Genomic DNA, 18,930 nt, shown 5'->3' with positions numbered 1-18,930 from the left:
GATGGCCGACGACAAGAAGATCCTCGACACGCTCAAACGGCTGACGACCGACCTCCGGCAGACCCGGCGCCGCCTCAAGGAGGTCGAAGACGCCCAACAGGCGCCGGTGGCCATCGTGGGGATGGCGTGCCGCTTCCCCGGCGGTGTGCAGAACCCCCAGGACCTCTGGAAGCTGCTCGCGTCGGGCGGGGACGCCGTGTCCGCGTTCCCCGACGACCGTGGGTGGGAACTGGACCGGTTGTTCAGTTCCGAGGACGTGGCTGGCACGTCGTACACCGCCGAGGGCGGATTCCTGGCCGGTGCGGGTGACTTCGACGCGGAGATGTTCGGCATTTCGCCGCGGGAGGCCCTGGCGGTTGACCCGCAGCAGCGGTTGCTGCTGGAGACGTCCTGGGAAGCCGTCGAGAACGCGGGTATCGATCCCCTCTCACTGCGCGGCAGCCGCACCGGCGTGTACACCGGAGTGATGTACCACGACTACGGCTCCGGGGTGGCCACGCTGCCCGAGGAGATCGAGGGGTACCTCGGCATCGGCACAGCGGGCAGCGTGGCCTCCGGCCGGGTGTCGTACGTGCTGGGTCTTGAGGGGCCCGCGGTGACGGTGGACACGGCGTGCTCGTCGTCGTTGGTGGCGCTGCACTGGGCGGTGCAGTCGTTGCGGTCGGGTGAGAGCTCCCTGGCATTGGCGGGCGGCGTCACCGTCATGGCAAACCCGCGCATCTTCGTGGAGTTCAGCAGGCAGCGGGGCCTTGCCCCGGACGGCAGGTGCAAGTCCTTCGCCGCGGCGGCCGACGGCACCGGCTGGAGCGAGGGTGTGGGCGTACTGGTCGTGGAGCGGCTGGCGGATGCGGTACGGAATGGGCACCGGGTACTCGCGGTGGTACGGGGTTCCGCGGTGAACCAGGACGGCGCGTCCAACGGACTCACCGCACCCAGCGGACGGGCACAAGAGCGGGTCGTACGGCAGGCGTTGGCCGGTGCCGGGCTGCGGCCGGGCGACATCGATGTGGTGGAGGGCCACGGGACGGGGACCCGGCTGGGCGACCCGATCGAGGTCGGTGCGCTCGCGGAGACGTACGGGCGGGAACGGCCCGGTGCGCCACTGCTATTGGGGTCGCTGAAGTCCAACCTCGGCCACACCCAGGCCGCCGCCGGAGTGGCGGGTGTGATCAAGATGGTGCAGGCCATGCAGCACGGAACCGTCCCGGCCTCACTGCACGTGGACACTCCCTCGCCGCATGCGCAGTGGAACGACGGCATCGAACTCGTCGCCACCGCACGGGCATGGCCCGAAACCGGGCGCCCGCGCCGCGCCGGAATCTCCTCCTTCGGCGTCTCGGGGACCAACGCACACGTCATCATCGAGCAGGCGCCGCCCGTCGAGCCGACTGCCCACGCACGTAACGCCGTAGTGCCCTGGCTGCTCTCCGGCCGCACCCCGGACGCACTCCACGACCAGGCCGAACGCCTGCGCACCCACCTCCACACCCACCCCGGACTCGACCCCGCAGACATCGCCTACACCCTGGCCGTCGGACGGACCCACTTCGAGCACCGGGCGATGGTGGTCGGAGAGACCCGGGACGACTTGCTGGCAGCGCTCGGCACTGCCCCGACCACGAGTGTGCGGGCCGGGCGGACCGCGTTCCTGTTTCCCGGGCAGGGCAGCCAGCGGCTGGGGGCAGGGAAGCAACTCGCGGAGGAATTCCCCGTGTTCGCGGCGGCGTTGGAGTCGGTCCTCGCCGCATTCGACCCCCATCTGGACGTCCCGTTGCGTCAGGTGATGTTCGCGGCACCCGGTTCGGAGTTGGCGCTTCTCCTCGACGAGACCCGTTACACCCAGCCGGCACTGTTCGCGATCTCCGTGGCCCTCTTCCGGCTGGTCGACTCATGGGGCCTCAAGCCCGACTTCCTGCTGGGCCACTCGATAGGCGAACTGGCCGCCGTCCATGTCGCCGGATGCCTTTCGCTGCCGGACGCGTGCGCACTGGTCGCGGCTCGCGGGCGACTCATGCAGGCCCTCCCCCGGGGCGGGGCGATGGTCGCCCTGCAGGCGCCCGAGGACCAGGTCGCTCCGCTCGTGGCCGCGGCCGGCGGCCGGGTGTCCATCGCCGCGGTCAACGGACCGTCGGCCGTGGTGATCTCCGGTGACGAGCAGACGGTGCTCGGCATCAAGGAGGAGTTCGAGCGCCGTGGCCGCAGGACCAAGCGGTTGCGCGTCTCGCACGCCTTCCACTCGGCTCACATGGACGACATGGTCGACGAGTTCCGACGCGTCGCCGCCGGCATGACGTTCCACCCGCCCAGGGTCCCGGTGGTCTCGGACGTGACGGGGCTTCTCGCCACTGCCGATCAGTTGTCCTCCCCGGACTACTGGGCCCGGCACGTTCGGGAAGCCGTGCGGTTCCACGACGGCATGCGCCGGCTTGCGTCCCAAGGTGTGCGTTCCTTCCTGGAGTTGGGAGCGGGCGGGGCGCTCTCCGGGATGGGGCAGGACTGCCTGCACGACGTCGAGGGAACGGTGTTCGCCACCGCGCTGCGTGCGGACCGGCCGGAACCCCAGAGCATCGTGACCGCCGCCGCCCAGCTCCACACCCACGGTGTGCACGTCGACTGGCCCGCCTTCTGGGAGGGCACGGACGCGCACCGGCAGGCGCTGCCGACCTATGCCTTCCAGCACCGGCGGTACTGGCTGGCGGACACGCCCGGCGCGCCACGGGGTGCCGACGCGCCCGGCCACGCCCTGCTCACCCACTCGGTGCACCTCGCCGACGACCCGGACACGCTGGTGTTCAGCGGCAGCCTGTCGTTGCGGACGCACACCTGGCTTGCCGATCACCTCGTGCACGGCACGGCCCTGCTGCCCGGGACGGCCTTCGTCGATCTCCTGCTGCACGTGGGCGACCAGGTCGGGAGTCCCACCGTCGAGGAACTGACCCTCGAATCGCCGCTGAGCCTGCGCGAGCAGGACCAGGTCGAGATCCAGGTGTCCCTGGGGCGGGAGGAGGCCGGGCGGCGGGAAGTGCGGGTGTACGGCAGTACCGAGCACGGTGTCTGGTCGCGCCACGCCAGTGGTGTCCTGACGCGCGCCGTCGATGCCGGGGCCGAGGAGCTCACGCAGTGGCCGCCGGCGTCGGCGGACGCAGTTGACCTGAGCGGTTTCTACGAGCGGCTCGCCGACGACGGGTTCGAGTACGGTCCGGCGTTCCGCGGACTGCGCGCGGCCTGGCGGCGGGGGGACGACCTGTTCGCCGAGGTCGGTCTGCCCGAGGAGCGCCACGACGAGGCCGGTTCCTTCGGGCTGCATCCGGCCCTGTTCGACGCGGCGCTGCACATCGCGAGCGGGGACGGGGCGCTGCCGTTCGCCTGGACGGGAGTGTCGCTGTTCGCGACGGGCGCCCGGGCGTTGCGCGTACGGTTGCGCCGCACGGGACCGGCATCCGTGTCGGTGCTGGTGGCCGATGAGTCGGGACGGGCGGTGGCGGCGGCGGAGTCGCTGACGGCGCGGCCCGTCTCGGCTCCGGCCGGGGGTCACTCGAACGCGCTGTTCCAGGTGGACCTGGTCCCTGAGCAGCTCACGGCGGCTCCGGTCGCCTGCGTGCGGCTCGGCACCGGCGAACTGCCCACCGGGGCTCGTTCGCTGCCCGACCTGGCCGCGCTGGTCGCGGAGATCGGGTCCGGGGCCGCGGTGCCGGAGGCGGTGGTCGTCGAGGTGTCGCGTACGGAGACCCCTCGGGGCGCGCTGGCCGAGACGCTGGCTCTGGTCCGGGCGTGGCTGGCCGACGAACGACTCGCCGCCACCCGCCTGGTGTTCCTCACCCGGAGCACGGACGGCGGTGCCGGTCTCGCGGTGGCCGCGGTCCAGGGCCTGGTGCGTTCTGCCCAGTCGGAGAACCCCGGCAGGTTCGACCTGGTCGATGTGGACGGGCACCATGCTTCTGCCACCGCGCTTCCGGCGGCGCTGGCCTCGGCCGAGCCGGAGTTGGTGGTCCGAGCCGGGGTGGCGCACGCGCGCCGGCTGGCCAGGGCACGGCGGGACCTCGACCTCGGACAGGCCGGCGCCTGGGACCGTGACGGCACGACCCTGATCACCGGAGGCAACGGCGCGCTGGCCAGGCTGCTGGCCAGGCACCTCATCGTCGAGCACGGCGTACGCAACCTGCTGCTCGTCAGCAGGAGCGAGCCGGACCGCGCGCTCGGTGAGCAACTGACCGCGCTGGGCGGACATGTCGTCCAGGCGCGTTGCGACGTGGCCGACGCCGCGGCGCTCTCGGCGGTGCTCCGGGCGGTGCCCGAGCACCAGCCGCTCACCGCGGTCGTGCACACCGCGGGTGTGCTGGCCGACGCTGTCGTCCCGGCACTGACCGAACAGCATCTCGACCAGGTCCTGCGCCCCAAGGTGGACGGTGCTCTCCACCTGCACGAGCTGACCCGGGACCTCGACCTGTCCGCGTTCGTGATGTTCTCCTCGGCCGCGGGCGTCTTCGGCGGACCGGGCCAGGGCGGCTACGCGGCCGCCAACGCGATGCTGGACGCGCTGGCGGAGCAGCGTCACGCGTCCGGTCTGCCTGCGCTCTCGCTGGCTTGGGGGCCGTGGGAACAGAGCGGTGCGATGACCCGGGACCTCGCGGAGGTCGACGTGCGCAGGATGCGTCGTTCCGGTGTGCGGCCGCTGTCCGACGAGGAGGGTCTCGCGCTGTTCGACGCGGCACGGGCGGCGGGCGGGCCGGTGCTGGTGCCCATCCGTCTGGACCTCGCCGCCGTGCGACGCGCCGACGACACCGACCTCGTGGCACCCGCCCTGCTGAAGGGGCTTGTCCCCCGTGGACGCCGAGCCGTCGCTGCGGCCGGCCAGGGGCCGTCGCTCTCCGACCAGCTGGCCGGAAAGCCTGCCGACCAGCAGGACCAGGTTCTGCTGGACCTCCTGTGCACCCATGTCCGCGCGGTGCTGCGACACGGTCCCACGCACGAGGTCCCGGCCGACCGGGAGTTCCTTGAGCTGGGCTTCGATTCTCTGACCACCGTCGAACTCCGCAACGGACTCGCTGCGGCCACAGGGCTGCGCCTCGCCCCGGCGGCACTGTTCGACCACTCCACACCGATCGCGCTCGCCCGACACCTGAGGAACGAGATCACCGAGCGGTCGCCCGCCCCCGACGCGTCGGCTCCGGTGCTCGGCACATTGCTTCGGCAGGCCGCAGACACCCACCAGGCAGGGGCGTTCCTGGCGCTGCTCACCAAGATGTCGCGGTTCAGGCCCGCCTTCCACACCGGCGTGCAGAGCAGTCCCGTCCGGCTCAGCGAAGGCGGCCGTGGACCTGCCGTGATCTGTGTGCCCTCGATGCTGGCGGTTTCAGGGCCGCACCAGTACGCCCGCCTGGCCGCCCCGTTCCGGGGGGAACGCGAGGTGTGGGCGCTGCCCCTGCCCGGCTTCGGCCGTGCCGAGCAGGTACCGGCCACTCGGCGGGCCGTGCTGGAAGCGTTGGCCTCAGGGCTCGAAAAGGCCGGCCTCACGGAGCCGTTCGTACTGCTGGGCCACTCCACCGGCGGTGTTCTGGCCCACGCGCTGACCGCGCACCTGGAGGCACGGGGGGCGGGGCCGGCGGGGGTGGTGCTGGCGGACGTGCTCGATCTGCCCGAGGACGACGGCCTGGACGCCATCGCCCCCGCGTTGCTCTCGGCGATCGTGGAGCGCGACCACGTGCAGGTGCCGGTCGACGACACCCGTCTGACCGCGATGGGCGCGTATCTGGGGTTGTTCCAAGGGTGGAGGCCCACCGTCGTGGACGCGCCCACGTTGTTCCTGCGGGCATCGGAGTCGATGGCCCAGGAGGCGGCGGACAGAGACCGGTGGCGGACCTCCTGGACCTTGGACCACGTCGCGCTGGATGTTCCCGGCAACCACTTCACCATGCTGGAACAGCACAGTGACGACGCTGCCGGTCTCCTTGAGGACTGGCTTCGGAAATGTTCTGCCCAAGCGATAAGCAGCGATCGACACAGCAATAAGCGGTGATCCCAGTGACACAGTCCATGCATGAATCAGTGCCGGTGCAGGAATGTACGGAGATTCCCATCAAGGAAGTCCTGTGCACGCTTTCCGCAAGGTGGTCGCTCGACGTCATGGTCGAGTTAGACGGCGGGAAACGCCGATTCAACGAGCTCACCCGGCGGCTTGAAGGAATCAATCACAAGGTGCTCATCGAAACACTGCACAAGCTTCAGCGCGACGGGTACGTCAGAGGTCCCCTGACTTCGTCGAAGAATTCCGCCGACAGACTGATCGGATACGAACTGACCGAACTGGGAACGACCCTGCTCCAACTCGTCAACGGCGTCCGGGAATGGCTCGACGAGCACGAGCAGAAGATATCCAGCGCGCGAACCTACTTCGACTGGACGAAGCGCGAGATGGAACTCATGAGGAAGTAGGGCGCGCACGGTGGAGCGCCGCGGACCTGCTCCTCACCGCCGGTCATCAGGCCTGCTCCTCACCGCCGGCCGACACCCCGGCGGTCGCGCTTCACCGGCCCTCTGCCCCGCCGACTCCGGGGTACGTACTGTCCAGCAGCGACTTGCTCTCCTCGCGCGCCGAAGCGCCCCAGAACAGCGGGGCCGAGTGCGCCACGAGCACGGCTGCCGCCCAGCCGGGCTCCACGACGAGGAACCCCTGGCGGCCGGCCCACGGCGTGCAGGGATGTTCCTGCGGCTGTGCCTGTGGTGCGGCGGGCCGATCCGCCACGCACGCGAAGTGGACGACGAGGTCGCAGTCCGGCGGAGCGGCGCGGGAGGCAGTGGGCCTGTCGAAGTCGGCCGCGGTGTGGAGCACGAAATCCGTGGTGGACGCCATGGGCAGGCGGGTCGTCAGACGGAGCCGCCTGCCGTCCTGGTCCTGTACGGGTTCATCGAAGCGGAAGCTGTGGTCCAGTTCGGCCGCGCGGTCGAGCCATCTGCGCAGGTTGTCCATCCACAACGCCGGTTGCACATGGGCGAACTCCCCGGCGTTCGCCGGCGGTGCGGACAGTAGGGCGAGTATGTAGTCGTGGATCACCACGGTCTCCTGCCTCTGCGGGTCGGGACGGCGGCGCGGCGGCCGGCCCGAGGGGGAACATGCCCGATTCCGCACGCCCCCGGCCGATGGGTCATGCGCTCCGGCGCAGACCGTGCTTGTCGAACGCCGCGGAGATCGCCGGGTCGGAGAACGCGCCTTCCTGCGCCAGCATCCGCAGCGTGGGGGTCGCGTTGTCGACGACGCCCTGGCGGACGCGTGGCAGTTCCACGGTCTCGGTCACCACGCGCGCCGGATCTTCGAAGACGTCGGGATGTCCGGCGAGCATGTGGGTCATCGCGGCTTCGTCCGGGCGCAGGAACGCCAGAATGATCTCGGGCAGAACGACCCCGATCTTGGTCCGGAGCGGGGCCGGCATCTTCGGCCAGAGCGACTTGAAGAGGCGTCGGAAGTAGGCGTGGTGCAGGCCCTCGTCCATGGCGTGGTCGGCGGCCAGCTCCCGTACCACCCGCTGCACCGAGGGATCCTTCGGCAGCTTGGTCAGGCTCCCGGTGATCAACGTCTCGGAGACGATGGAGAAGAAGAGCTTCACCAGGGGCCGGTACACCGGGAGTTCCGTCGCGTACAGACGGGAGAGCTCCTGCAGGAAGAACGGCCGGTGGGGGATCGGTTCCACACCGGTGTGGTCCCGGACGGTCGCCAGCAGGGTGTGCGACATCTCCGCGTGCGCCGCCTCGTCGGTGTAGATGCGCAGGAGGTCTTCCTTCATCTCCGCGGAGAGCCACGGGCAGAAGTCCGGTCTGTGCAGCATGAGGCAGGTCTCGTTCACCGGCCCCAGTTCGAGCTGGACCGTGAACTCCAGATAGACGTAGAGGGAGTGCACCAGAATCTCCTCCCGGACCTGTTCCGGGGCCGCCCGTACCTCTGGGTGGGCGAACAGCGGGCACAGGTCGGGCGAGAAATAGTGCAGTTCACTCGCGAACGCTCCGGTCCTGCGCGGTTTCGATCGCACCCAGGACCGGTTGTCCCACTGCTGGAAGAGCGGACGGTAGCCGGATTCTTCTGATTGGTTCACGGGATCCGCCCCGTCTCCATTCTGTTCTCAGCCGACAGACCGCTCTGCCGCATGGAACTCAAGCAACTGGTATTCGACATCGGCGAGTTGGGGGTGTGGTGCCGCGTGGATCTGCTCGAACCGCAGTCCTGCGCCGTCGGCGGCCTCGGTGAGCAGTTCGCGATTGCCCATGTTGCTGTAGCCGAGCAGGAGTCGGCCGCCGGGCACGAGATGGTCGGCCGCCGACCGCAGGAACTCCCGGTGCATGACGTATCCGGGGTCGAATATCGCGTGGTGCAGCGGGGTCTCGTGCGCGAAGCCCGTCGAGGGTTCGATGAAGCTGGAACTCCAGAACACCAGGTCGAAGCGTGTCTGGCGGTCCAGTGCGGAGTACATGTCGCTGTGCAGCACCTGCACCCGGTCGGCGACACCGTGGCGCACCACGTTCCGCCGGGTGTTCTCGACGGCCGTCTCGTTGATGTCCAGCGCGGTCACCCGGGCACAGCCGCTGAGGGCCGCGGTCACGGAGATCACGCCGGCTCCTGCCCCGATCTCCAGGAAACTGCCGCCTGCGGGGTAGCGGAGCCACCGTGCGTAGATCTCCGTGGACGGGCAGAGAGTCGGTGAGAAGACCCCCTCCAGCAGCTCGTACTCGCGGCCGCCCAGGGTGAAGGTGGAATCACGGTTCTCGGTGTCCGCGTTCATCCGGAGCAGGTTGTAGCCCCGGGTCAGGCTGAGCTCGTCGCTCACTGCTGCTCCTCGCGGTCAGTACCGCAGTTCGGGGTTGCGGATCTCGAACCACACGGCCAGGTCCAGGACCTTCTCGAAGGCCGCTCGCGGGGCGCCGGCTATCTGCTGCGGCGCCAGCTGGGTGGCCTCGGCGAGCTTGGCCCGGTCGAACAGATCGAACACCGGGCTGTTCGGCTCCTTGAGCAGGAGCTTGACCTGCTCCTGCAGTGCGGCGCAGTACTGCGTGTCCTGGGTGGACGGGTAGGGGCTCTTGCGGCGCTCCACCACCGACCGGGTCACCACGTCCTTGACCGAGGCGCGCAGCAGGCTCTTCTCCCTGCCGTCGAAGGTCTGCATCGTCCACGGCACGTTGTACAGGTACTGGGCCAGGCGGTAGTCGCAGAACGGCACCCTGGTCTCCAGGCCCACCGCCATCGCCATCCGGTCGACGCGGTCCTCCAGCACCCGCATGAAGTGGTTGAGCCCCAGGTGCAGCGACCGCCGGTACATCCGCTGTTCCTCGTCCTCGCCTTCCAGGTACGGCACGCGCGCGGCTGCCTCCCGGAAGCGGTCGGCCGTGTAGTTCTCGGAGTCCAGGGCGGCGTTGAAATCGCCCGTCAGGTAGGCGGAGCAGTCGACCCGCTTGAGCCAGGTGGTGTGCCACGGGAAGGTGCTGCCGTACCTCGCGGCCTTCGACTGGTGCCAGACGTGGCCGGCGAAGATCTCGTCGGCGGCCTCGCCGCTGAGCGCCACGGTCACGTGCTCGCGAACTGCCTTGAACAGCAGGTACATCGAGCCGTTGATGTCTCCCATGCCCCAGGGCAGGTCCCACGCCGCCACCACAGAGCGCCGGAGTTCGGGGTCGGACAGCCTGCGGTGGTCGAGCACGATGTCGTGGTGCTCGGAACCGATGTGCGCGGCCATCTCCTTGGCGTACGGCGCGTCGGCGGAGTCGGCCATCTCGTGGGGCTGGAAGTTCTCGCTCTGGCCCGGGAAGTCCACCGAGAAGGTACGGGCCCGCTCCCCCTTGGCGGTCAGGTGCCGGCTGGCGAGCCCCGCGAGCGCGCTGGAGTCGAGGCCGCCGGAGAGCAGGAGGCCCAGCGGCACGTCGGCGACCAGCTCGTGGCGTACGTTGTCCTCCACCATCTGCCGCACCCGGGCCACCGTCGTGTCCAGGTCGTCGGTGTGCTCCTCGGCGGTCAGCTGCCAGTAGGTGTGTTCGCGCAGCCCGTTGCGGTCGAACTCGATGACCGTTCCGGGCGTCATCACCTTCATGCCGGCCCATACCGCGTTCTCGGACGACGTGAAGAAGCTGAAGAGCTGCCGCATTCCCTCCAGGTCCACGACGGGCTTGACGTCGGGGTGCGCGAGAATCGCCTTCGGTTCGGAACCGAAGAGCAGGCCGCCGTCGGTCTCGTAGTAGTGCATGGGCTTCGTTCCCATGCGGTCCCTGATCAGGGTGAGCCGTTCGTACCGGGAATCCCACACCGCGATGGCGCACATTCCCACCATGCGTTCCGCGAGGGCGGCACCCCATTCGAGGTATCCGCGCAGCACCACCTCGGTGTCGCTCCTGGTCCGGAATTTATGACCGCGCTTGCACAGTTCGTCGCGCAGTTCGACAAAGTTGTACGTCTCACCGCTGTAGCTGAGGGTGACGGGCCCTCCGGGCGTATCCACCGTCATGGGCTGTGTCCCACCGGGCAGATCGATGATCGACAGCCGCCGGTGCCCGAGGGCCGCGTGCTGCGACAGCCACTGCCCGGAAGCGTCGGGGCCGCGACAGCTCATGGAGTTGGTCATTCCCGCGAGGACATTCTCCTCGTGCGAGAGGTCCTGTCGAAAACTGACCCATCCGGCGACACCGCACATCTGCCGTCCTCCTGAAAAGCTCGTTGGTCGCCGGCCTGCCGCCGGCCTCGTAACGCCGTACGGCGAGCGGCCTGCGCATGACCGGGAATTCCGCCATTGCGGACGCTTTAAGTGAGGAAAGTACCTGCGCGAGTGAAGCCGCACAACTACGTACCTCAAGGTGCGTGACCAACGCCTTTCGCGTACCTCAAAGTACCTACTTGAATCCGGATTGAACGGGATGTTCCAATAATCTTTGGCCTGCGTCACAAGGCCCAAATGCAGGAAGAAGGGAACAGTGGCACGCCTTATGCCGATCTCGACCCGCATCGGAGAACAACGGTCCCTTGCACGGGAAAGGACCACGTTAAAGACGTCGCCCACCGCCGGCTCCCTGCCCGCCGCCCAGCAGCCCGACTGGCCGGATCCGGCCACCGCTCTCGCCGTCCGCCGACGGTTGGCGGCGCTGCCGCCCCTGGTCGGCGCCGACGAGGTCGGGGACCTGTTCGTCCGCATGGCCCAGGTACAGCGCGGCGAGGCGTTCCTGCTGCAGGCGGGTGCCTGCGCGGAACCCTTCGGCAGGCAGGCGGTGCGCGGCGCCGAGAGCGACCACCGGCTGATCAACAGGATGGCCGACACCGTCGCGGCACGGCTGGAACTCCCCGTGCTGACCGTCGGGCGGGTGGCCGGCCAGTTCGCCAAACCCCGGTCGCAGCCCGTGGAGACGGTGGACGGGGCGGTGTTGCCGGTCTTCCGTGGTCTGCTGGTCAACGGGCCCGAGCCCGACGCCCGGAGCAGGAGCTCCGACCCCTTCCGCATGCTCGCCGCGTACCAGAGCGCCCGCATGGTGCTGGACCGGTTGCACCGGCTCGACGCCGCGACGGGGCAGGGCCGCCTCTGGACGAGCCACGAGGCCCTGGTGCTCGACTACGAGGAGCCCCTCACCCGGTTCGACCCGGTCACGGGCGAGTGGTTCGCCGGTTCGACGCACCTGCCGTGGATCGGCGAGCGGACCAGACAGCCCGACTGGGCCCATGTGTCCCTGCTGTCGGCCGTGAGCAATCCCGTCGCGTGCAAGGTCGGCCCCGGCATCCGCGACGAGGACCTGCGGGAGCTGTGCGAGCGCCTCGATCCCCACCGGCGGCCCGGTCGGCTCACGCTGGTCGCCCGGCTCGGTGCGCGGTGGGTCCGGGAACGGCTCCCGGAGCTCGTCGCCGTGACACGCCGTTCGGGCCACCCGGTGACCTGGGTCTGCGATCCCATGCACGGCAACACGGTCGTCACCTCCGACGGGATCAAGACCCGGCACACCAGGGACGTACTCGACGAACTCACCGGGTTCTTCGAGGTCCTGGGACGCGCCGGGCAGTGGCCCGGTGGAGTGCACCTGGAGGTCACCGGCGACCAGGTGACCGAGTGCGTGGGCCCCGGCGGCCCGGCCGGCGAAGGTGCGGTGGCAAGCGGCTACCGGTCGCTGTGCGATCCCCGGCTCAACGGTGCGCAGGCGATGCACATGGCCGAAGCGGTGGCGGATCTGGCTGCCCGTCACTGATCCGGACGGCGGGCACACGGCTTGGGAGGACAGCCTCGAATGAGGACTCTGCTGATCGACAACTACGACTCCTACACCTACAACCTGTTCCAGTTGCTCGCCGTCGTCAACGGCGAGGAGCCGACGGTGGTGCGCAACGACGCTCCCGGCAGCGGCGCGCTGGAATGGGACACGTTCGACAACGTGGTCATCTCCCCCGGCCCCGGACACCCCGGCAGGGACCGGGACTTCGGCATCTCCGCGCGCGTTCTGGCCGAGGCGAACGTGCCGGTGCTGGGCGTGTGCCTCGGGCACCAGGGGATCGCACTCGGCTCGCGGGCCGAGGTGGTGCCCGCCCCGGCCCCCCGGCACGGCCATCTGACCACCGTCCGGCACACCGGGCAGGACCTCTTCCGCGGGCTGCCGCAGCACTTCACCGCGGTGCGGTACCACTCGTGGTGCGTACAGGAACCGTTGCCCGACGAACTCGAAGGCATGGGCTGGTCCGAGGACGGCGTACTGATGGGGCTCAGACACCGGCTGCGACCGCTGTGGGGCGTCCAGTTCCACCCCGAGTCGATAGCCACCGAGTTCGGGCCCGAGCTCATCGCCAACTTCCGGGACCTCACGGCCGAGCACCGGGGGCGGCCGATGCCGATCACCTCACGGCCACGCCGCCCGGCCGCGCCGGACATCGAGGTTCCGCCCCACCCGGAGTACCGGCTGCACGTCAGCCTCTTCGAGTCCACCGTGGACACCGAGTCGACCTTCTCCCACCTGTTCGCCGACTCCTCCCGGGCCTTCTGGCTGGACAGCGCCCAGACCGACCCCGGGCGCGGCCGTTTCTCCTTCCTCGGTGACGGCAGCGGCCCACTGGCCGAGTCCGTGCGGTACGACAGCGCCGAGGAAGTGGTGCACGTCGAACGGCAGGGCCGGCTTCCCCTTCGCGTCCCCGGCAACGTTCTCGACTACCTCCAGGACCAGCTGCGGGAGCGTCGGGTCGACCACGCGGGGCTGCCGTTCGACTTCGCCTGCGGCTACGTGGGCTACTTCGGTTACGAACTCAACGGCGGCCCCGCCTCGCCCGGCCGTCACCGGGCCCGAACACCGGACGCCGGCTGGCTGTTCGCCGACCGGCTCGTCGTCGTGGACCACCACGAGTGTCTGACGTATCTGCTGTGCCTCGCCGAGAACAGCGTGGAGGGCGAGCTGTCCGCCAACCACTGGCTCGACGACACACTCGCGTCCCTGCGCGAACTCCCGCCCGCCGAACCCCTGCGGCTGAGGACCACGGAGGCCACGGACGAGGCGCTGGTCGAGCCGTGGCTGGTCCGGGACCGGAAGCAGTACCTGGACGACATCGCACGGTGCAAGGACGCGCTCGTGGCGGGAGAGAGCTACGAGATCTGCCTGACCAACGCCGCCGAACTCCCCGCCGTCGACGACGCCTTCGACTTCTACCGGCGGTTGCGCAGGTACAACCCGGCGCCGTACGCCGCCTTCCTGCGGCTCGGCGACGTGGAGATCGCCAGTTCGTCACCCGAGCGGTTCCTGAAGCTGGACCGGCAGCGCGTCGTCGAGTCCAAGCCCATCAAGGGAACGGCCGCACGCCATGCCGTGCCGTCGAAGGACGCCGAGCTCAGGCGCGAAATGGCCGACAGCGCCAAGGTACGGGCCGAGAACCTCATGATCGTCGACCTGCTGCGCAATGACCTCGGACAGGTCTGCGAGGTGGGCAGTGTCCATGTGCCCAAGCTCATGGCGGTCGAGAGCTACCCGACGGTCCACCAGCTCGTCTCGACGGTCCGGGGCAGACTCCGGCCGGGAACCGACGCGGTGGACTGCGTGCGCGCCTGCTTCCCCGGCGGCTCCATGACCGGGGCTCCGAAGCTGCGGACCATGGAGATCATCGACGGGTTGGAGACGCAGGCCCGCGGTGTCTACTCGGGAACGCTGGGCTACCTGTCCTGCAACGGCACGGCAGATCTGAACATCGTCATCCGCACGGTGGTCTTCGCCGACGGAATGATGCACATCGGTGCCGGCGGAGCGATCGTGCTGGATTCCGACCCGGCCGAGGAGTACGCGGAGGTGCTGCTCAAGGCCGCGGCGCCGCTGCGTGCGCTGTTCTCAGTGGCCGAGCGGCCGGCGGAACTGCCGGACGCCGAACCGACAGGGGCCGGACGGACAAGGACTGGACAATGGTGAACATAGTTGCCGACCTGGCCGAGCGGGCCGCCCGATCGGGCTGGCTCGACCGCGCCGCGGTCCACACCGCCGAGCGCACCTGGACCCATGGGCAGGTGCACGAGTCGGCCGCCAGGGCCTCGACGGTCCTGGCGGACCACGGGGTCAGGCCGGGCGACCACGTGGTGCTCGCGCTTCCCGACGGAATCGGGTGGATCACCGCGTTCCTCGCCACCGCGGCCCTCGGCGCGAGAGCGGTCCTCGTCAATCCCGACCTGACCGCCGACGGTCACCGGTTCATCGTCGACGACTGCAAGGCGGCGCTGGTGGTGACCACGGCGGAACGGGCGGGCGGCTTCGACGGCACCGCTGTGCTGGACATCGGGACGCTGATGACGGCGGCCGAACACGCACGGGCCACCGGGCCCCGGTCGCTCGATCCCGACGCGTGTCTCTACGTGCAGTACACGTCAGGGACGACGGGTGTCCCCAAGGGCGTGCCGCACCGCCACCGGGACGTGGCCGTCTATGCGAGTGCGGTGGGCGAAGAGGTCCTCCGCATCGGTCCGGACGACGTCGGCCTGTCCTTGTCGAAGCTGTTCTACGCCTACGGGTTCGGGAACGCCTTCGCCATCCCGCTGTTCACCGGTTCCTCCGTCGTGCTGCTCGGCGACCGGCAGACGCCGGGGGCGGTGCGTGAAGCGGTCGCACGGCGCGGCGTCACCGTGCTCTACGCCGTGCCGTCCGCCTACGCCAACCTGATCAGCAGTGGTGACCCCGCCGTGTTCGCCACCGTTCGTGCCGCGGTGTCGGCGGGCGAGAACCTGGGTCCCGGCCTGGGCCGCCGGATCTCCGATTTCCTGTCCGCGCCGGTGCTGGACCAGCTGGGCTCGACCGAGGTCGGCCACGCGTTCTGTGCCAACGGAGTGGAGTTCTGCCGGCCCGGTACGATCGGCCGCGCGGTACCCGGATACCGGCTCGAAGTGCGTGACGGGTCGGGCAGCCCGGTTGCCGACGAGGTCGAGGGCGACCTGTGGGTCAGCGGTCCCACGGTGCTGGCGGAATACCTCAACCGGCCCCAGGACACGGCTCGGACGCTGGTGGACGGCTGGCTCGCGACCCACGACCGCGTGGTGCGGGGCAAGGACGGGGCGTACCGGCACGTCGGTCGCGACGACGACATGGAAATGGTCGGTGGTGTGACGGTTTCCCCGCTGGAGGTGGAGGCCGTGCTGGACGATCATCAGGCGGTGAAGGAAGTCGGCGTGGCCGTGCTCGCGGATGCCCGGGGCATCACCCAGCTGCACGCCTTCGTGGTGCCCGGGGATCCGGCCGGCCGGTCTGATGCGCTGCCCGCCGAGCTCGTCGCCCTGGCGCGCGGCAGGCTCGCGCCCCACAAGGTCCCGCGCGTCGTGCACCTGGTGGACGCGCTTCCCCGCACGCCCAACGGAAAGCTGCGCAGGCACATCCTCAGAAGCGGGAAGTGGTGATCGAAGTGGCCCTGCCCCCGCAGGAAGAACAGGCGCAGGAAGAACAGGCGCAGGAGGAACAGATGCAGGAGGAACAGGCGCAGGAGCAGGTGCTCAGCTGGCGGGACGGCTCCCTGCTGCCGACGGACCGGACGACCCGCACCGCACAGTCATCCTTGTCGCTGGCCGACTCCTGGCTGCTCAGCGACGGCCGTGTGCGCCGCATCGACCTGCACCGGCAACGGTTCCTGCGGGGCTGTGCCGAAGTGGGGAGCGTGTCCCAGGAGACCGCGGCGGCGTTCTGGCGGGCCGCCGTCGACGAACTCCCCCTGGCCGGCGACTGGTTCCCACGCGTGGAGCTGTCCGCCGAGGAGCCGGACGTGCTGCGTCTACGGGTCCGGCCGGCCCCGGCCCGGGGCGGGCCGGTGACCGTGTGGGTGGCGGACACCGCCGATCCCAGGACGGCTCCGCACCTGAAGGGACCCGACCTCGACGCACTCGGCGCGCTGCGCGGGCGGGCGCTGGAGAAGGGAGCACAGGAAGCGCTTCTCACCACGGAGTCGGGCGTGGTCCTGGAGGGCGGATACGCGAGCGTGCTGTGGTGGGACGAGGACCGGCTCTGCGTTCCGTCCCCGGAACTGCCCGTGCTGGGCGGAGTCACCACGGCGGTGATCCAGGAACGGGCCGCGCGGCTCGGAGTTCCGATCGCGCAGCGACAGGTGCCGGTGGAAGAGCTGGAGGGCAAGGAGGTGTGGCTGGTGAACGCGCTGCACGGCATCAGGCCGGTGAGGTCCTGGCTGGGGACGTCCGGCCGGCCGGGTCCTGCCCTCCTCGCCCCCGAATGGCAGAAGTGGCTGACCGGCGAGAGCGAGAGCATCGGGGTGGGGCAGTGACCGAAGTCCTGGTGGTCGTCGACATGCAGAACGGATTCATCACCCCGGAGACGGCCTCCGTCGTGCCCACGGTGGTCGACCTGGTCGAGCACTGGGAACGCACCGGGCGGGATGTCGTCTTCACCCGGTTCTTCAACCCGCCGGGTTCACCCTACGAGCGGCTCATGCACTGGACCGGATTTCGGGAACCTCCGGAGAACGAGCTGATCGCCGAACTCACGGACCACGCGGCCAACTCCGTCGCCGTGGTGGACAAGGCGCAGTACTCCGCGTTCACCGGGGAAATGGACAAGCTGGTCCGGCTCCGCGAGTGGACGGAGTTCGTGATCTGCGGGATAGCGACCGAGATGTGTGTGCTGAAGACGGCCGTCGACGCCTTCGAACAGGGCTTCAGGCCGCAGATCGTCACCGACGCGAGTCAGACGTACATGGGCGCCGAGGCCCATGAGGCGGGGCTCGCGCTTGCCGCACGGCTGGTCGGCTCCGAGCAACTGACCACCGTGCGCTCCCTGTTGGGGTCCGACCACTCGTCCCCGACGGCCTGAGTGGACGTCCTCAAGCTGTCCGACGGCCCGTGTCGGCGTCCGCCTTGGCGTCCGTGTCGGCGTCCGCCTTGGCGTCCGCTTCGGTGTCCCCGCGGCCGATGCCCTGGGGGAAGCGGAACGCTCCGTGCGGGTCGTAGGCGGACTTGACCGCGGTGAGGCGGGGGTAGTTCTCGGCGTAGTAGGCATGGCGCCAGCCGGGCAGGGACGAGTCGATGAAGTTCTGGTAGGTCTCGCCGTCCGCGTAGGGGTCGATGGCGGCGAAGCCCGCGTCGGCCCACCTGCGGGCCGCCCGCCCGGCCTCGGCGTTGACGGGGGAATCGTTCACGACGCTCAGGAAGTTGGTGCAGAGGAGGGCGTCGCGGTGGACGTACGCCGTGTCGGTACGGGCCGGGTCGCTCGCGGCGCCGCCCAGGGCGAGGACTTCCAGCTTGTGCGTCTGGCCCGCCACCCGGGCGAGGTCGAAGACGGCCAGGGCGCGCTCCCACGCCGCGCGGGGCACCGGGCGGTCGAAGAGCCGCCCCCGGACCAGGCCGTAGGCCGGGCGGGGGAGCCGGCCGGCGGGGGTGCGGCGGCACTGGCCCGCGGTGAGGGTCGCGCAGCCGTACGTCGCCCTCATGAAGGCGCGGTGCGGCATCGAGGTGAGCGCACGGGCCGACGGCGGACCGCAGTGCGCCCGCAGTCGGTCCACCTCGGCGGCGAGCCGCGCCGCACCGCCGGTGGACATCAGGACCAGCCCCGCGAAGGGCCGGGTGCCCGGCGCGGCGTCACCGAGTACGGCCACGGCCGCGGCGCCCACCGTCCGCGGGGCACCGACCAGCCAGTGGGCGAAGCCGTCCAGCATGTCCACGGCGTGCTCCCAGTCCCACGACAGGCTCGCCACCCGGACGACGTCGACGGGCGCGGGCGTCATGGTGAAGGAGGTGACGACCCCGAAGTTCCCGCCCCCGCCGCCCCGCAGCGCCCAGAACAGATCGGGGTGCTCCCGCGCCGACGCGGTGACGGTCCGGCCGTCCGCGAGGACCACCCGCGCCGAGACGACCCGGTCGGAGGCCGTCCCGAGGGTGCGGGTGAGGTACCCGATGCCGCCGCCCTGGACGAACCCGCCCGCCGCGATCGTGGCGCGTGCCCCGCCCGGCAGCACCAGGCCGTACGGCGCGAGCGCGTCGAGGACGTCGACCGCGCGGGCGCCCGTGCCGACCCGCACGGCCGCCCCTTCGACGGCCACCGCACCGATGCCGGACACGTCGACGACCAGGCCCCGGCCGGTGGAGTACCCGCCGTAGCTGTGGCCGCCGCTGCGCACCGCGAACGGGAGGTCGTGGTCCTGCGCGAAGGCCAGGCACAGCGCCACGTCGCCCGGGTTCGCGCAATAGGCGACGGCCCTCGGGGCGACCGTGTCGAACTGGGCGAGGTCGAGCTGCCTGGCCGTCGCGTAGGCCGGGTCCGAGCGGGTCACGAGCCGACCCCTGAGCCGCCGGCCCAACCGCCCCCAGGGCGCCGGAGGCCTCCCCGGCGGCAGTCCCGGCAGCCCCAGCCCTGCCAGCCCCGGCACCAGCACGGCTGCGCCCGCGCCGAGCAGCATCTCCCTGCGACTGATCGTTTCCATGTTCCGTTCCCCCGTCCCGCGATGAATGAGACGGGATTGATTGAACAGCGGAATAT

General features: G+C 70.2%; 12 protein-coding genes. 7 read left to right on the top strand and 5 right to left on the bottom strand.

All coding sequences use genetic code 11. The features are described from left to right. The first annotated feature begins 1 nt into the window (after position 1). The gene (locus tag ACH4SP_RS06960) at positions 2–6,016 is read left to right on the top strand and encodes an SDR family NAD(P)-dependent oxidoreductase (protein WP_398410611.1); all 6,015 of its coding nucleotides are present in this window, start codon (positions 2–4) and stop codon (positions 6,014–6,016) included. A gap of 5 nt (positions 6,017–6,021) precedes the next feature. Continuing rightward, positions 6,022–6,432 (top strand): winged helix-turn-helix transcriptional regulator, encoded by a 411-nt coding sequence (locus ACH4SP_RS06955; RefSeq protein WP_398410607.1) that lies wholly within the window; start codon positions 6,022–6,024, stop codon positions 6,430–6,432. Between the two features lie 91 nt (positions 6,433–6,523). Here ACH4SP_RS06955 and ACH4SP_RS06950 read toward each other — a convergent pair whose 3' ends face one another. The 4 genes from ACH4SP_RS06950 to asnB all read right to left on the bottom strand — a co-directional run bounded on the left by ACH4SP_RS06950 (position 6,524) and on the right by asnB (position 10,664). Beyond that, on the bottom strand, positions 6,524–7,051 hold the full coding sequence (locus ACH4SP_RS06950) for a hypothetical protein (RefSeq protein WP_398410604.1): 528 nt from the start codon (positions 7,049–7,051) through the stop codon (positions 6,524–6,526). Positions 7,052–7,142: 91 nt separating this feature from the next. Beyond that, positions 7,143–8,084, bottom strand: a complete 942-nt coding sequence (locus ACH4SP_RS06945) for a diiron oxygenase (protein WP_398410601.1) — start codon at positions 8,082–8,084, stop codon at positions 7,143–7,145. A 27-nt stretch (positions 8,085–8,111) separates the two neighbouring features. Next, the gene (locus ACH4SP_RS06940; RefSeq protein ID WP_398410598.1) at positions 8,112–8,813 is read right to left on the bottom strand and encodes a methyltransferase; all 702 of its coding nucleotides are present in this window, start codon (positions 8,811–8,813) and stop codon (positions 8,112–8,114) included. A gap of 15 nt (positions 8,814–8,828) precedes the next feature. Further along, the gene (gene asnB, locus ACH4SP_RS06935; RefSeq protein ID WP_398410595.1) at positions 8,829–10,664 is read right to left on the bottom strand and encodes an asparagine synthase (glutamine-hydrolyzing); all 1,836 of its coding nucleotides are present in this window, start codon (positions 10,662–10,664) and stop codon (positions 8,829–8,831) included. 289 nt (positions 10,665–10,953) lie between these two features. On the opposite strand from asnB, the gene ACH4SP_RS06930 reads away from it, so the two are divergent. Genes ACH4SP_RS06930 through ACH4SP_RS06910 form a run of 5 tightly spaced genes read left to right on the top strand, consistent with a single transcriptional unit; the run spans position 10,954 to position 17,268 of the window. Next, on the top strand, positions 10,954–12,195 hold the full coding sequence (locus ACH4SP_RS06930) for a 3-deoxy-7-phosphoheptulonate synthase (RefSeq protein WP_398410590.1): 1,242 nt from the start codon (positions 10,954–10,956) through the stop codon (positions 12,193–12,195). A gap of 39 nt (positions 12,196–12,234) precedes the next feature. Next, positions 12,235–14,382: an aminodeoxychorismate synthase component I gene (pabB, locus tag ACH4SP_RS06925; RefSeq protein WP_398410587.1), complete on the top strand. Its 2,148-nt coding sequence runs from the start codon at positions 12,235–12,237 to the stop codon at positions 14,380–14,382. After that, entirely contained in the window at positions 14,376–15,851 is a 1,476-nt protein-coding gene (locus ACH4SP_RS06920) for an AMP-binding protein (protein ID WP_398410582.1), read from the top strand. The genes pabB and ACH4SP_RS06920 overlap by 7 nt, the downstream gene beginning before the upstream one ends. Further along, positions 15,845–16,723 (top strand): aminotransferase class IV, encoded by an 879-nt coding sequence (locus ACH4SP_RS06915; protein WP_398410580.1) that lies wholly within the window; start codon positions 15,845–15,847, stop codon positions 16,721–16,723. The genes ACH4SP_RS06920 and ACH4SP_RS06915 overlap by 7 nt, the downstream gene beginning before the upstream one ends. Further along, the gene (locus ACH4SP_RS06910; protein WP_398410578.1) at positions 16,720–17,268 is read left to right on the top strand and encodes an isochorismatase family cysteine hydrolase; all 549 of its coding nucleotides are present in this window, start codon (positions 16,720–16,722) and stop codon (positions 17,266–17,268) included. The genes ACH4SP_RS06915 and ACH4SP_RS06910 overlap by 4 nt, the downstream gene beginning before the upstream one ends. A gap of 10 nt (positions 17,269–17,278) precedes the next feature. On the opposite strand, the gene ACH4SP_RS06905 is transcribed toward ACH4SP_RS06910, so the two are convergent. After that, positions 17,279–18,874, bottom strand: coding sequence for an FAD-binding oxidoreductase (locus ACH4SP_RS06905; RefSeq protein WP_398410576.1), 1,596 nt, complete (start codon positions 18,872–18,874; stop codon positions 17,279–17,281). Between the last annotated feature and the right edge of the window lie 56 nt (positions 18,875–18,930).

The sequence above is a fragment of the Streptomyces sp. NPDC021093 genome, from assembly GCF_044333135.1.
GTDB lineage: Bacteria > Actinomycetota > Actinomycetes > Streptomycetales > Streptomycetaceae > Streptomyces.
Note: the sequence above shows the minus strand (reverse complement) of the source record. Positions and strands in the feature narration are given on the sequence as shown.